Consider the following 14,989-nt stretch of genomic DNA (forward strand, 5'->3'; position numbering starts at 1 on the left):
TTTCTTTTGTTACAGGAGTCAACCATGTCTGGAAGCAATTTCATTGGCGGCCAGCGCAGTGCTGCCGGCAGCGTGCGCCTGCACAGCCTCGATGCGCGCACCGGCGAAGCATTGCCTTTAGCCTTTGCCCAGGCCACCCCTGAGGAAGTGGCTGCCGCGGCACAGGCTGCCGAAGTGGCATTTGCCGAGTACAACGCCTTGGCGCCAGAGCGCCGCGCGCAGTTTCTTGATGCCATTGCCGACCAGCTGGATGCGCTGGACGATACCTTCGTCGCCACCGTGTGCCGCGAGACCGCGTTGCCGGCTGGGCGCATTCAGGGCGAGCGTGGCCGTACCAGCAACCAGATGCGCCTGTTCGCCAAGGTGCTGCGCCGTGGCGACTACCTGGGGGCGCGCATTGATCGCGCGCAGCCACAGCGCCAACCGCTGCCACGCCCTGACCTGCGCCAGTACCGTACCGGTGTTGGTCCGGTGGCCGTGTTCGGCGCCAGCAACTTCCCACTGGCCTTCTCCACCGCCGGCGGTGACACCGCAGCAGCGCTGGCTGCCGGCTGCCCGGTCGTGGTCAAGGCGCACAGCGGCCATATGGCCACTGCCGAGCGGGTGGCCGAGGCCGTCGAGCGTGCAGCGGTAGCCACCGGCATGCCAGCTGGTGTGTTCAACATGATCTACGGTGCCGGTGTCGGCGAAGCGCTGGTACGCCACCCGGCGATCCAGGCCGTGGGCTTTACCGGTTCGCTCAAGGGCGGCCGTGCCCTGTGCGACCTGGCGGCGGCGCGCCCGCAACCGATCCCGGTGTTCGCTGAAATGAGCAGCATCAACCCGGTGCTGGTGTTGCCCGCGGCGTTGCAGGCCCGTGGCGAGCTGGTGGCCAAGGAACTGGCCGCCTCGGTGGTGCTGGGTTGCGGGCAGTTCTGCACCAACCCCGGGCTGGTCATCGGCATCGCTGGCGAAGCGTTCAGCGCCTTCGTTGCGGTACTGGGCGCGCAACTGGCAGACCAGCCCGCGCAGACCATGCTCAATGCCGGTACCTTGCGCAGTTATGCCAGCGGTGTGCAGCGCCTGCACCAGCACCCGGGCGTACGCCACCTGGCCGGCGCCGAACAGGCCGGCGACCAGGCCCACGCCCAGCTGTTCCAGGCCGATGTGAGCCTGCTGCTCAACGGCGATGCGTTGCTTCAGGAGGAGGTATTCGGGCCTGCCACGGTGGTGGTCGAAGTGGCCGACGAAGCCGACCTGCGCCGCGCTCTGCAAGCCCTGCACGGGCAACTGACCGCCACCCTCATTGCCGAGCCGGAAGACTTCCAGCGCTTTGCTGCGCTGGTGCCGGTTCTGCAGCGCAAGGCGGGGCGCCTGTTGGTCAACGGCTACCCGACCGGTGTCGAAGTATGCGATGCGATGGTACATGGCGGGCCTTACCCAGCCACTTCCGATGCCCGCGGTACCTCAGTCGGCACCCTGGCCATCGACCGGTTCCTGCGCCCGGTGTGCTACCAGGACTACCCGGACGCGCTGCTGCCCGATGCCCTGAAAAACGCTAACCCACTAGGCCTGCAGCGGTTGGTAGACGGTCAACACAGCCGTGAGGCGCTTGCCTGACGCAGGCGCTATCGCGGTATACCTGTCGGGCCCAGCCCGGCGGGGGGGGCGACCGATGAATCACCCTTCGACAGCGATGAAACCTTCACGCCGGAGCAGCTCGACGTTGCTCGGTTTTACCTGGAGTTGCGACACCTCCTGAATCAGAAACCCGCGACACTCCACTGTCTCGTGTGATGGCTGGGGAACCCGGGACGAGGGTACAGCCATCCGGTACACCCAGTGCTCTTCTGCTTGAAGCACGTGATGGCCCAGAAACTGGGCATCGCTAAGCGGCAAGCAGGTTTCTTCCTGCAGCGTCGCATGTTCACCTTCACAGCAAAAGGAAATTGGGGATGAAGGCGATTACTCCACTGTTCACCGGCCTGGCATTTCGCTGAACGGCCCGCGTCCTTGGCGCGGGCCTTTTACGTGTGCCCCAAGGCTCAGCCGTCGCGTGTGACCGGGCAGGCTGTTCAATTCGGTTTCTGTCGCCCGTGAGACTATGATGTGGAGCAAGCGACAGAGGTGAGTCATGGATAAAGATGGGATCGACCCGCTGGGCCCACTGCCAGCAGCAGGTGTGCGGTCTGCGAACGAGGTTGTTACGGAACATTCGTCCGAACAACTGCGTCTGGTGCTGGACGCCGCTGCGGTCGTGGGTACGTGGGTCTGGGATATTCCGAACGACCGGGTAACGGCAGACGAACGTTTCTCCCGGTCCTTCGGCATTCCTGCTCAAAAGTGTGAAGCGGGCATTCCAATCGCCGAAGCCTTCAACTCGATCTACCCGGGTGATCGTGAGCGCGTTTCCCGGGATATCCATGAAGCGATGTCTCGAGGTGGTACGTTCCGTTGTGAATATCGCGTTCGTAACGAAGCCGGGCTGTATCACTGGATCGAGGCCAACGGGCATGCCGAGCTGGATGCCGAAGGGCAGGCCATACGCTTCCCTGGCGTGCTCATGGACATCGAGTCGCGAAGGGCAGCTGAGGCTGAGCGAGACCGCGTATCGGCGTTGTTGCGTACCTTTACTGCCGCAGTGCCTGGGGTTGTGTATGCAAAGGACCTGGAAGGCAGGATGCTCATTGCCAACCATGGGGCAACGCAACTGATCGGCAAACCGCCAGAATTCTACCTGGGCAAGACGGACCTCGAATTCCTCGAAGACAAGGCGCAGGCGCGCCAGGTGATGCAGACCGACCAGCAGATCATGCGTGGCGGCAAGGCTGTGCAGGTCGAGGAGCGGGTCGACATGCCGGACGGTTCTGCAACGACATGGCTCTCCGTCAAGGCCCCCTTGCTCGATGAGGCGGGAAACGTCATAGGGCTCATCGGTTCTTCCATAGACGTTACCGCAAGAAAACAGGCCGAGGCCGCGCTTTTGAACCTCAACCGCACGCTGGAAGAGCGCATCAGCGAAGCCGTGGCCCAGCGTGAGGCCGCGCAAGAGGCGCTGCGCCAATCGCAAAAAATGGAAGCGATAGGCCAGCTCACGGGCGGTATCGCACACGACTTCAATAATCTGCTGGCAGGCATCACCGGCAGCCTGGACCTGGCCAAGCTGCGGGGCAAGCAAGGGCGGTTGGCGGACGTCGAGCGCTACATTGAGGTCGCGCACCGGGCGGCGCACAAGGCGGCGGCCCTGACCCATCGGTTGCTGGCATTTTCACGCCGGCAGCCTTTGCAGGCCACCCGTACCGAGGTCAATGGCCTGATAGGCGGCCTGGAGGACCTTGTGCGGCGCACCGTCGGACCAATGATTCTTCTGAAAGTCGATTTGAAAGCGCAGCTTTCCACCTGCCTGGTAGACCCGGTTCAGGTCGAGAACTCGCTGCTGAACCTCTGCATCAATGCACGGGATGCCATTGGCAAGCGTGCAGGCAATATCACCATCACTACTGCAAACGAGGCCCTTGAGGCAGGCCCGGGCCTGGATGCCGAGCTGCAGCCGGGTTCGTACCTCGCCATCAGTGTGGCGGACAATGGCATGGGAATGTCGGCCGAAACACTGTCGAAAGCGTGCGAGCCGTTCTTCACTACCAAAGCGATGGGCGAAGGCACAGGGCTGGGGTTGTCGATGGTATATGGCTTTGCCAAGCAGTCGGGCGGGCAAGTCAGGATTGCTTCCGAAGAAGGGGCAGGAACCCGGGTGCAGCTTTTTCTGCCAATCGATCAAGGGCAGCCTGAAAACATCGGCCCGGCAGAGACCCACCCCGATTTTTCACCCCAATGGTCTGACCGCAATGTGCTGATTGTGGATGACGAGCCCTCTGTGCGTTTGTTTGTCAGTGAAGTGCTCAGCGGTTTGGGGTGCACGGTTATCGAGGCCGCTGATAGCCAGGCCGGGCAGCAACTGCTGGCTTCTGACACTCGCATCGATTTGCTGGTGACTGATATCGGACTGCCGGGAGGGCTCGACGGCCGGGAGATGGCGAAATTCGGGCGACAAACGCGTGTAGGGTTACCGGTCATTTTCATGACCGGTTACGCCAGCCCTTCAGTGTTTGAGGATGAGGTATTGCGCAACGCATCGGCCGTGTTGATCAAGCCATTCGCGATGGAGGATTTGATCGCCAACGTTCACGCGATGTTTGGCGCTCGAATCAATCTGGGCAGGCCTTCGGTAGCGGCTGACCGAGGTAGCGAGATGGATTGATCGGGCCACTAGGCACCCAGTGCCCGTTTCAACACGTCATAGATTCTGGCGTCCCCCGACTGCGCAACGTTGAACCGCAGAAAATCCCCCGCAGTCATGGACTGGCTAAAGGCATTCCCGGGCGCCAGCACTACACCCTCATTCAAACAAGCCCTGGCCAGCGTTGCTGCATCCTTGCCTTGCGGCAGCTGGCACCAGGCGTACAGGCCCGCCTGGGGAATGATCCAAGGCTTTATACCAAGCGCCTGAAGCCTGGCTACCGTTTTGTCCATTTGCTCGGCCAACCGAACGCGCACGCTCTCCATGTGCTTTCGGTACCCGCTATCGGTAATCGCGTGGTGGATGATGTCGGCCGCCAGGCGCCCACCGCCGAAGGTGGTCGCAATCTTGAGGTCGACCAGGCCCTCGATCCATTCACCGCGCGCAGCGATGTAGCCGCAGCGGATTGAAGCGGAGATGGTCTTGGAAAAGCTGCCGATCTGGATGACACGTGAGAGGCCATTGAACGCAGACAGGCGTGGCGCGGGCGTATGTTCGAAGTCGCCGAAAATATCGTCCTCGACAATCACCAGGTTGGAGGTGTCGGCCAGCTTCAGCAGCCTGTGTGCCGTGACCGGGTACAGGGTGGCCCCGGTCGGGTTGTGGATGCCGGAATTTGTGATGTACAACCGGGGCGCATGCGAGAGCAGGGCAGCGCCGAATGCAGCGATGTCCGGGCCGGTCGGCGTGTAAGGCACGCCCACAACGTTCACCCGGTGTGCTTTCAGCAGTGCGTGAAAGTTGAAATAGCAGGGGTCGTCCACCAGCACCGTGTCGCCCGGCTCCAGCAGAAAACGGCAAATCAGGTCGATGGCATGGGTGCCGGACTCGGTGAGCATGATCTGTTCAAGCGGGGCTTCGACCCCGATGCCTGCCAGCCGCCGCGACAGGAACTGCCGGAGCGGTGGATAGCCAAGCGGTGAAGCGTACTCCGTCAGTTTTGACGCGTCAGAACGGGCAACCATGCGAAGCGCTTTACGCACACCCGCTTCGTACATCCAGGAAGGCGGTAGCCACCCGCACCCTGGTTTCAACGCATCGAGGGAGGTTTCAAGTGATTGGCGCGAGATCCACAGCGGGTCGACGACACGATCCAGTTTGGGGCCAAGTTCGGTCAGCGCCAATGGCGCCACTGGCCCTGCAACGTAAAAGCCGGAGCCTGGGCGAGCGCTGAGTACACCCTCGGCCATTAACCGTTCATAGGCCTCAAGCACGGTAGAAACCGACACCTGCATGGTCTGGGCCATGGCGCGGACGGATGGAATTCTTGCGCCGGGGGTGTAGGTGCGAGAGGCGATCCTGGACTGGATCTCGGCCATGACCGTTCGAATTCGCGTGCCGCTGCGTTTCATCGCACCCTCAACTGTGCTGGATTAATATGCATAACAGTTCGGTTTAACTGTATTGGATTGTACATGGCCTGGGTGAGCCCGTCAGTGATGTACTGACGCCTGGCTTATCGAGGAATGAACGATGGAAAGATCAACAAGCGGATGGATCAATGGCTTCATAGGCGTCGCCATTTTTGCGGGCTCGTTGCCGGCAACCCGCGTGGCCGTGGCGGACTTTGAACCGACGTTTCTGACCTGTGCCAGGGCCACCATTGCCGCCTTGTTGGGTGCGCTGTTCTTGATCGTGCTGCGCCAGCCTCGGCCGAAGCGGGGTGATTTGGCGTCATTGGCGGTAACAGCGCTGGGCGTTGTCATCGGGTTCCCGTTGCTGACGGCACTGGCGCTCCAGCATGTCACCTCTGCCCATTCCATTGTTTTCGTCGGGCTGCTGCCGCTGTGTACCGCTGGGTTTGCCGTTTTGCGGGGCGGTGAGCGGCCTCGGCCGTTGTTCTGGCTGTTCTCGTTCATGGGGGCCGGGCTGGTCGCGGGCTATGCGTTGATGAATGGCGGCGAAGGGTCGTTGGTGGGCGACCTGCTGATGACGGCAGCGGTGGTGGTGTGTGGCTTGGGGTATGCAGAAGGGGCGCGGCTGTCGCGCACATTGGGCGGGTGGCAGGTGATCAGTTGGGCATTGCTGGTGGCGTTGCCGTTCATGCTGCTGCTGACGGTCGTTAATTTTCCAGCACCTGATGCCTTTGCCAAGGTAAGTGCGCCGGCGTGGTTCAGCTTTGGCTACGTTTCGCTGTTCAGCATGCTGATTGGCTTTGTGTTCTGGTACCGGGGGCTTGTCCAGGGGGGCATTGCGGCTGTGGGGCAGCTGCAACTGTTTCAGCCGTTCATGGGGCTTGGGCTGGCGGCGTTGCTGCTGCACGAGCAGGTCAGCTGGTTGATGCTGGTGGTGACGCTGGGGGCTGTGATCTGCGTGGCCGGGGCCAGGAAGTACGCCCAATAAGTGATTACGCCTGGGTCGTTGCAAGCAGGGCGAGCATACCGCAACACAGCCCGGACCGTGCTCGTCTCAACAAGGCGGCGCTACATAAACAACCCGATCACGCCCGTTCTGTTTGGCGGTATAGAGCCCCTTATCGGCGCGCTCCAGTGCGTCATCCAGCGTTTCACCTTTGGCAAACAGGGTGCACCCTATGCTCAGGCTTACCTTCAATTGACCACTGGGCATCTGCATCGCCCCTGCACCCACCTGTTCCCGAATGCGCTCAGCAATCCGCTGCAGCTCTTCGCTGTCCTTGACCTGCAAAATCGCGACGAACTCCTCACCCCCATGTCGCACGAGCAGGTCATCGGGGCGCAGTGCAGCGCGCAGGCGGCGGGCAGTTTCGCACAGCACCTTGTCACCACCGCCATGGCCGTGCTTGTCGTTGATGGCTTTGAAATGATCGAGGTCGGCATAAACCGCCCCCAACTGTAAGCCGTTCACCTCGGCCAAGCGCCGTTCATGTGCTTCAAACGCGGACAATGCGCCGCGGTTCCAGAGTTGTGTCAAAGGGTCGAGCAGGGCTTTGCGCTGCTCGCGATCCATTTCAAGGCGCAGGTCGCGGTTCACCTGTGCCAGTGTGCGCAGCTGCAGATATCCCTCGGCAAGCGTGGCCAGGTCCCTGAAGTTCGCTTGTTGCGCCTCGCTGAGCACGCGTGGCTGGGGGTCGAACATGCACAGCGTACCGATGGCTTTGCCGTTGCCGGCGCGCAACGGGTGGCCGGCGTAAAAGCGGATATAGGGCGCGTTGAGCACGAGCGGATTGTCGACGAATCGCGTATCGCACGTGGCATCGGGGACCATCAACGTATCGTCACCGAGAATGGCGTAGCCGCAGAATGAAACACTGCGCGTCGTCTCACTTGCCTCAAGCCCTATCCGGGCCTTGAACCACTGCCGGTCCTGGTCGATGAGGCTGATAAGCACGGTGTCCACATGGGCCAGGTCCTGGGTGAGCCGTACCAAGGTATCGAGGTAATGCTCGGCGGGTGTATCGACCAGGTTCATGTCATCGAGCGTGCGCTGGCGAAGCACTTCGTCAGCGGGTAGGGGGCAAGCTGGCATCGTTGGTCCTCCATTCCTTGGTTAGCGGCCACTGCACCTGGCGGTTGCACGTTCTGTGTATCGGCGAACCAAGCACAGCATAGGTTAGGGCATCGAGCCATGGGCTACAGGGTAAAGCGGCATTTCTTGCCGAATGTGTGATTTCTTCCGCTCGACCTTCGTCAAGAAGGCTACCCCTTAGCCGTCGTCTGGGGACTGATACAGGGCTTTCCATGCAAACGCTGTTGAATGAGATTCTTGAAGAAGTACGTCCCTTGATCGGCAAGGGCAAAGTGGCGGACTACATTCCTGCGCTGGCCGATGTGCCGGCGAACCAGTTGGGCATCGCAGTCTACGGCAATGATGGCAGCTATCACTGCGCGGGCGACGCCCTGGTGCCATTTTCGGTGCAGAGTATTTCCAAGGTGTTCAGCCTGGTTCAGGCGATCGGGCACTCGGGTGAAGCCATTTGGGAGCGGCTTGGCCATGAGCCCTCGGGGCAGCCGTTCAACTCGCTGGTACAGCTGGAGTTCGAGCGCGGTCGCCCACGCAACCCCTTCATCAATGCGGGTGCGTTGGTGATCTGTGATATCAACCAGTCGCGCTTTGCAGCACCCACGTTGTCGATGCGCGATTTCGTACGACGGCTCTCGGGCAACCCCCACATCTCGATCGATGCCCGTGTTGCAGATTCTGAATATCAATTCCGCGCGCGCAACGCGGCCATGGCTTACCTGATGCAGTCCTTTGGCAACTTCCATAACGAGGTGGAGGCTGTGCTGCGCAGTTATTTCAGCTACTGCGCGCTGCAAATGAACTGCCTGGATCTGGCCCGGGCGTTCTGCTTCCTGGCCAACGATGGGTTCTGCAAGCACAGCGGTGAGCAGATTCTGACCCGACGCCAGACGCAACAGGTGAACTCGATCATGGCCACCAGCGGACTGTATGACGAAGCAGGGAATTTCGCCTATCGGGTGGGGTTGCCTGGCAAGAGTGGCGTGGGGGGCGGGATTGTGGCGATCGTGCCGGGGCAATTCACGGTGTGCGTGTGGTCGCCGGAGTTGAATGCGGCGGGCAACTCCCTCGCCGGGATGGCGGCGCTGGAGTTGCTGAGTTCGCGGATTGGCTGGTCGGTGTTTTGATCAGTGGGCGGATGCGCAGGGCAACCCCGTAGCCATGCGTGACGAGGCCCGGTTGTGCGGAGTTCGATGTGGGCGAGCAGTGCCGGTTAGCGCTGTTCACCGTCTATAGTTTGGGCAACGCTCATTTGCGAAGGATGCTCCCATGGCCAAAACATCACACCTGACAGCCCTGCTGACTGCGTTGGCAGTGGCATTCGCCGCTGGCCCGACCTTTGCCGACCCAGGTAACGGCAAAGGGCAGGGTCACGGCAAGGCACAGCATGCTCAAGGCCAGGGCAATGCAGGTAGCCACAAGCAGGGGAAGGGCGGTAACGATTGGCATGGTGGCCCGTCCATCGACCGCGGCGATGTGCTGGCTATTCTTGGCGGTCACCGCAGTTACTGGAGCCCAGGGCCTGCATTGCCGCCCGGCATTCAGAAGAACCTGGCGCGTGGCAAGCCGCTGCCGCCCGGCATCGCCAAGAAGCTGGACGGTCGCTTGCTGGGACAGTTGCCTCACTACGATGGCTATGAGTGGATGCAGGCGGGTGCGGACCTGATACTTGTCGCTGCGGCAACCGGGATTATTTACGAAGTGTTGAACGGGGCGTTCGACTGAGCAGTGCTGAGCCACCCCGCGCAGGCTAGTCAGCGCCGCCGCAATACCGTGGCCAGCCCAACGGTCAGCGCCACGGCGCAGAGCATGGCCAGGCTGATGGCGACGGTAACGCCCCACGTGTCGAGCAATGCTGCCAGCACCAGGTAAAACGCAATTACGCCCACCGCCCCAATCGCATTGCCCCGCACCATGGCCGCCATGCCGGCCCGGCCATTCTGCACATGGGCGAACACCACCAGCGGCCAGGCAATCACTGGAATCGGCGCCAGCATCCCGCTGGTTGCCGGGCCCAGCCAGCTGGCCAGGCGGGTGGTGATCAGCAGCAGGGACGTGGCAGCTACCATTCGCAGCGGGATCTCCCAGTACCGGTGCCGGGGGCGGGCTAGGGTATCGGGTTTGGGCTCGTGACCGCTGGCGCGTATCAGCACACCGATCAGCACCAGCGCCACGGCAATCGACAGGTACAGGTTGCCCCAGTGCGTAAACGCATAGGCAGCCGACCCGTAAAACAGCAAAGCCAGCGGCACGGCCTGGGCGAGGCCGAGCCTGCGTGTGGCCAACAGGTAAAACATATAGGTGGCTTGCACCGCCGCCAGGCCGCCCAGCGCGCCGGGCAATGCGCCCAAGGCGAAGGCTGTGCCCTGTTCCAGGCACAGAAAGGTCATCACCAGCGCGGAGGTGATCGGCAGGCCGGACAGCAGCCCACCCAGCAGGCCGCCCCAGCGCCGCGAGGCAAGGGAAATGGCCCACATCAGCAGGGGCGTGACAATCAGCTTGACGTAGAACAGGGTCATTGCGGGGGTGTCCAGGCTCAGAGAAGGTGCGCCCGCCGTCAGTATTGGGTGGGGCGCGGATGCATTAGGTGCGGCTGGCCTCCAGTGCCTGGGCTAGGTCGGCGATGATGTCGTCACTGTGCTCGATGCCGATCGACAAACGCACCATGTCCCGTGGCACGCCGGCCCTTTCCAGCTCTTCATCGTTGAGCTGGCGGTGGGTGGTGGAGGCGGGGTGGCAGGCCAGCGACTTGGCGTCGCCGATGTTCACCAGGCGCACCACCAGTTGCAGCGCATCGATGAAGCGTGCACCGGCCGCCTGGCCTCCCTTGATGCCAAATGACAAGATCGAAGCGGGCTTGCCACCGGTGTAACGCTGGGCCAGTTCATGCTCGGGGTGGTCCGGCAGCCCGGCATACTTCACCCAGGCCACCTGTTCGTGAGCCTGCAGGTAATGGGCGACCTTCAGGGCGTTTTCGGTGTGGCGTTCCATGCGCAGGGCCAACGTTTCCAGGCCTTGCAGGATCAGGAAGGCGTTGAACGGCGACAGCGCGGCGCCGGTGTTGCGCAACGGCACCACGCGGCAGCGGCCGATGAAGGCGGCGGGGCCGAAGGCCTCGGTATAGGTGACGCCGTGGTAGGAAGGGTCGGGCGTATTGAGCAGGGCGAAACGTTCTTTGTTGTCCGCCCAGGGGAACTTGCCGGAGTCGATGACGATGCCGCCGATGCTGGTGCCGTGGCCGCCGATGTACTTGGTCAGCGAATGCACGACAATGTCCGCACCATGTTCGAATGGGCGGCACAGCACTGGGGTGGCCACGGTGTTGTCGACGATCAGGGGCACACCATGGCGGTGGGCGGCTTCGGCCAGTGCAGCGATATCGACGATATTGCCGGCGGGGTTGCCGATGGACTCGCAGAACACCGCCTTGGTGCGTGGGTCAATCAATGCTTCGAGGCCCGCGATGTCGTCATGGGCGGCGAAGCGGGTATGGATACCCATGCGTGGCAGGGTATGGGCCAGCAAGTTGTAGGTACCACCGTACAGCTTGGCCACCGAGACAATATTGTCGCCGGCCTCGGCGACCGTCTGGATGGCGTAGGTGATGGCTGCCATGCCCGAGGCCACCGCCAGCGCGCCAACCCCGCCTTCGAGGGCGGCCATGCGCTGCTCCAGCACGTCGTTGGTGGGGTTCATGATGCGCGAGTAGATGTTGCCGGCCACCTTCAGGTCGAACAGGTCGGCACCGTGCTGGGTGTCGTCGAAGGCGAAGGAGGTGGTCTGGTAAATGGGTACGGCCACCGCCCGGGTGGTCGGGTCGGGGCTGAAGCCCGCATGGACGGCGAGGGTTTCCAGCTTCATGCAATCGTTCCTTGAGCGTGGGTGGAAGCGTTCGAGCATGCGGTGGTGCGAGGGCGTGGGTCAAGGGCGTCGTGCCGGCGCTCACTGGGCCTGGGCAGATTGTAAAGATAGGCAAAGATTCCACGGGCCATCATGCCGCCGCTCTAGAATCCGCCCGCTGCCGCACCGGCCCACGGTGGGCGGCAGATCTAGCCTTGTGGAGCGTTCCAATGAAGTCGAAACACCTTTTCCGCGGAACGCACTGCCTCGGCCGGGCTGCAACAGTGCACCCGGCGCGAGTGCACTCACCACACGATCCGCTCGCCGTCCCACCCCCAAAAGCTTCCACTCTCTGCCGGCCCAAGCCGCCCCACCTGCTCGATCACGCACTGTGCGGCAAATGCCGGCTCAAACAGCCTCCCTTCCGGCACGTTCCCCTGAAACGGTCGCGACAGTTCGGTATCGGTGGTTCCCGGATGCAGTGCCAACAGGGTAGCCGCAGGGTTGACGCGTTTCAGCTCGATGCTTGCCGTGTGCAGTAGCTGATTCAGCGCCGCCTTGCTCGCACGATAGCTGTACCAGCCACCCAGTCGGTTGTCGCCGATCGAGCCAACCCTGGCCGACAGCGCTGCAAAGGTTGCGGGCTGTTTGCGCAGCAATGGCAGCAGGTGCTTGAGCAACAAGATGGGGGCGAACGCATTGGTGGCGAAGCTGGCCTGCAAACTGGCGAGGTTCAATTGGCCCAGCGACTTCTCGGCTTTGGCCCCCTCCTTGTGGAGGAGGCCGAGTGTGCTGATCACCAGATGAAGGTGCGTGCAGGCAATGCCCACCTCGCTTGCAAGCGCGGTAAGTGCCAGCTCGTCGCGCGCATCGTAGTCCAGTAGTACCACGCGTTCGCCATGTGCCTGGGCAAGTGCAAGCAGCCCGTCAGCGGCGCTGGCGTGCCGCGCCACGGCCCAGACCCGGCTAACATCGTCGCGGGCCAGCAATGCCGTGCACAGCGCCAGGCCTATGCCTCGGCTTGCACCGCAGACCAACACACTGGCTTTGCCGGTCAGTCCGGGGATCAAAGCCATTGAGCGCGCTTCGTGAGACACTTTTGATCACCCTTGCAGGTTCGTTTCACAGTCCTGCTATTGGAGTTCTGCCTTTCCGGATCCGAGGTTGTGAGGGCTGCGTAGCGCAGCACAGCTAGTCTACGTTGCGGGCAAAATAGTGGCTACTGTCGCATCTTGCGCTGAGTGTTCAGTTTGCACAGTTTCAGCAGGTGCCGTGATTGGGTGAGAAAGCTTCGGCGTCGCGTGCCTGTTGGCCACCCCGAATGGCACATGCACCATTGGCAGATTCCCGGCAGGCGATTGCAAGTGAGTGCGCTGGTCGTCAAAGAACACATGCGGCTTGAGGATCGACAGCACCCTGGGCTTTTCCATCCCGCCTAGAAAGAAGCATTCATCCGGCGACACGCCCCAATCCTTCAAGGTCGTCACCACACGCTCATGCGAGGGTGCGTTGCGCGCCGTGACGATGGCGATGCGCAAAATCCGCTTGTAGTTTGGGTCTTCTGCCAGCTTGCGATCCTCCAGCATGCGAATCAGTGAAAGTTTGCGGTACAAGTCTGCCAAGGGCCCTGGCGAGTGCGGGGTGCCTTTGTGTACGCGCTCATGTTCCTGAAAGTCGTTCAGGTTGTCGTTGCGCTTGTACACGCTCTCTGCCTCGTCATCGGCAATCACGCCATCGAAGTCGAAGGCCACCCGTAGCTCTGTGTCTATTTCATCGTCGTAGATGCGTGTGGGCAGCACCCGCCCAGCCGGGTAGTTGGCGTCGATAGCCTTTTGCACATCTTCTTCGTTGGCACTGAGGAACAGCGAGGCATTGAACGCCGGGATGTATTCATAGGGCGAGCGGCCCGACATGAACGCCGCGCGGGTAATGTCCAGCTGGTAGTGGCTTATCGAGCGAAACACCCGCAGGCCGGTTGCCGGCGAGTTGCGTGAGAGCAATACCACTTCCACTGGCAATTGGTCGGGGAAGGCCTGGTTGATGCTCAGGAAGCGGCGAATGAACGGGAACGCCACTCCCCTGGGAAACGGTTCGTCCAGGTTGTCTTCCTGGTGCTGACGGTAGGCCTCGACCCCTCGGGTCTTGTAGATGTCGTCCGAGACGGTGAGGTCGAACAGCGCACTCGAGGCAACGCCGATGACCAGTTTCTGTTCAATGGGGTAAGGCATGAAGCTGCTCCTGCAAGTGGCCTGGGGCAAGTGTACGCGTACGCTGTGTGTAAAGCCCTCAGGCCTGCGGCGTCAGCCCGAGCAGCACTTGAATCTGGTACTGCAACTGGCTCACATGTTCGCGCTCTGCGCGCAGGGCCGCGTGCAACTTACTGTTCTCCTGTTTGTGAAGGCGGGCGGTTTGCTCCAGTTCACGGTCGCTCTGCAGCAAGTTCCACATCTCGCCTTGGCGGACGGATTGCAGGCATACAAGCAGCAGGGTGATGCCGCAGACGCACAACAGGGAGATTTCCAGCGCTTCCATTTAATGTTTCCTTGGGACGTGGCAACAAGCCGGTAAGCGAGACGATATGTCTATTATTAATACATGTCGATATTGGTGACTTGTACAGGTAAAGGAATGGTGCAGGTTCCGAGGGGCTTGTTGGGTGCGGCAGCCTGCAGGATCAAAGCAATCTGATATCACGCTATGGATGCAGCGCCATTCTGGCAAGGCTTTGCTTGCAATCGGCCTGTTGTTGGCAGAAGAAGGGCAGTTTTGCCCAAATATGGCTGGTTAGTTGACATATACAGGAGGCTTTACGTGGCTTTGAGCAAGCCGGTCAGGCTTCTTAGATGCTGACCAACCACTCAAATGCGCGACGCATCAGTGGATCCGGTGATGCCATTTTGATAGCTTGCCGCCCATTACCGCTGTATCCGGACAGGAATTGATGAACCAGCCACACGAACACAGCACTTTGACCCCGCTCGCGAAGCCGACGGTGGACAAGGTGATCGAAAGCACCGCTCAGGCAGACACTTCGCCTCAGCAGGCCGCTGAGCAAGGCACGTTGCAGGCCAGTATCGATGCACTGAACCAGAAGCTTGTGGCCAGTACCCTGGCCCGGGTGCAGAAGGAAGGGGTTATCCGCAAGCGCCTTGAACAGCACCAGCAGCAACTGGCAGAAGGCAACCTGGCCAGGGAGGGCCTGTCGAACACGGTGACCACGGCGCTGAAGAAGCTCGCACAGGCGACCAACACCCAGGCAGACCGCGTGGACAGCGTGGAGGCGCGGTTGGCCAGCCTGGCCGAACGCCAGTGTGAGTGCGAGAGCCAGCGAGCGAACGGTTGGCCAGCGTACCTGGAGCGTCATGCGGTGTCGTTGGTGGCCTTGGCTGTGGCGGTGTTCACGCTGGGGCTGCACGTGCTTGGTTAACGCCC

13 protein-coding genes are annotated in these 14,989 nt (G+C 61.7%); 6 read left to right on the forward strand and 7 right to left on the reverse strand.

The window, feature by feature from the left end; translation table 11 throughout:
• The first annotated feature begins 24 nt into the window (after nt 1–24).
• Both PM2_RS20750 and PM2_RS20760 read left to right on the forward strand, forming a co-directional pair.
• A complete protein-coding gene (locus tag PM2_RS20750; RefSeq protein ID WP_028699898.1) occupies nt 25–1,599 on the forward strand; it encodes an aldehyde dehydrogenase (NADP(+)) in 1,575 nt (524 codons plus the stop codon).
• 514 nt (nt 1,600–2,113) lie between these two features.
• Complete coding sequence (locus PM2_RS20760) at nt 2,114–4,237, forward strand: hybrid sensor histidine kinase/response regulator (RefSeq protein ID WP_028699897.1); 2,124 nt, start codon at nt 2,114–2,116, stop codon at nt 4,235–4,237.
• An 8-nt stretch (nt 4,238–4,245) separates the two neighbouring features.
• Here the strand turns inward: PM2_RS20760 and PM2_RS20765 are convergent, their stop codons facing one another.
• Nucleotides 4,246–5,628 (reverse strand): aminotransferase-like domain-containing protein, encoded by a 1,383-nt coding sequence (locus tag PM2_RS20765; protein ID WP_028699896.1) that lies wholly within the window; start codon nt 5,626–5,628, stop codon nt 4,246–4,248.
• A 121-nt stretch (nt 5,629–5,749) separates the two neighbouring features.
• Between PM2_RS20765 and PM2_RS20770 the strand changes: the two genes are divergently transcribed.
• Nucleotides 5,750–6,619 carry a DMT family transporter gene (locus PM2_RS20770; protein WP_016711226.1) on the forward strand — a complete coding sequence of 290 codons (870 nt, stop codon included), beginning with the start codon at nt 5,750–5,752 and terminating at the stop codon, nt 6,617–6,619.
• 66 nt (nt 6,620–6,685) lie between these two features.
• Here the strand turns inward: PM2_RS20770 and PM2_RS20775 are convergent, their stop codons facing one another.
• Entirely contained in the window at nt 6,686–7,723 is a 1,038-nt protein-coding gene (locus PM2_RS20775; protein ID WP_028699895.1) for a sensor domain-containing diguanylate cyclase, read from the reverse strand.
• A 212-nt stretch (nt 7,724–7,935) separates the two neighbouring features.
• Here PM2_RS20775 and glsB point away from each other — a divergent pair, with 212 nt between their 5' ends.
• Both glsB and PM2_RS20785 read left to right on the forward strand, forming a co-directional pair.
• Nucleotides 7,936–8,844: a glutaminase B gene (gene glsB, locus PM2_RS20780; RefSeq protein ID WP_016711224.1), complete on the forward strand. Its 909-nt coding sequence runs from the start codon at nt 7,936–7,938 to the stop codon at nt 8,842–8,844.
• 142 nt (nt 8,845–8,986) lie between these two features.
• Complete coding sequence (locus PM2_RS20785) at nt 8,987–9,442, forward strand: anti-virulence regulator CigR family protein (RefSeq protein ID WP_019097834.1); 456 nt, start codon at nt 8,987–8,989, stop codon at nt 9,440–9,442.
• A 29-nt stretch (nt 9,443–9,471) separates the two neighbouring features.
• Here the strand turns inward: PM2_RS20785 and PM2_RS20790 are convergent, their stop codons facing one another.
• The 5 genes from PM2_RS20790 to PM2_RS20810 form a co-directional block, all read right to left on the reverse strand.
• Entirely contained in the window at nt 9,472–10,236 is a 765-nt protein-coding gene (locus PM2_RS20790) for a hypothetical protein (protein WP_028699894.1), read from the reverse strand.
• A 64-nt stretch (nt 10,237–10,300) separates the two neighbouring features.
• Nucleotides 10,301–11,578 (reverse strand): bifunctional O-acetylhomoserine aminocarboxypropyltransferase/cysteine synthase, encoded by a 1,278-nt coding sequence (locus tag PM2_RS20795; RefSeq protein ID WP_028699893.1) that lies wholly within the window; start codon nt 11,576–11,578, stop codon nt 10,301–10,303.
• A gap of 284 nt (nt 11,579–11,862) precedes the next feature.
• Nucleotides 11,863–12,633: an SDR family NAD(P)-dependent oxidoreductase gene (locus PM2_RS20800; protein ID WP_028699892.1), complete on the reverse strand. Its 771-nt coding sequence runs from the start codon at nt 12,631–12,633 to the stop codon at nt 11,863–11,865.
• A gap of 120 nt (nt 12,634–12,753) precedes the next feature.
• Complete coding sequence (locus tag PM2_RS20805; RefSeq protein ID WP_016711219.1) at nt 12,754–13,785, reverse strand: 5'-nucleotidase; 1,032 nt, start codon at nt 13,783–13,785, stop codon at nt 12,754–12,756.
• A 58-nt stretch (nt 13,786–13,843) separates the two neighbouring features.
• Nucleotides 13,844–14,089, reverse strand: coding sequence for a hypothetical protein (locus tag PM2_RS20810; RefSeq protein ID WP_016711218.1), 246 nt, complete (start codon nt 14,087–14,089; stop codon nt 13,844–13,846).
• A 409-nt stretch (nt 14,090–14,498) separates the two neighbouring features.
• Between PM2_RS20810 and PM2_RS20815 the strand changes: the two genes are divergently transcribed.
• Entirely contained in the window at nt 14,499–14,984 is a 486-nt protein-coding gene (locus PM2_RS20815; RefSeq protein ID WP_019097828.1) for a hypothetical protein, read from the forward strand.
• Nucleotides 14,985–14,989: the final 5 nt, after the last annotated feature.

Origin of the sequence: Pseudomonas monteilii NBRC 103158 = DSM 14164, from assembly GCF_000730605.1 — a bacterium.
In the GTDB taxonomy this organism is placed as follows: Bacteria; Pseudomonadota; Gammaproteobacteria; order Pseudomonadales; family Pseudomonadaceae; genus Aquipseudomonas; species Aquipseudomonas monteilii.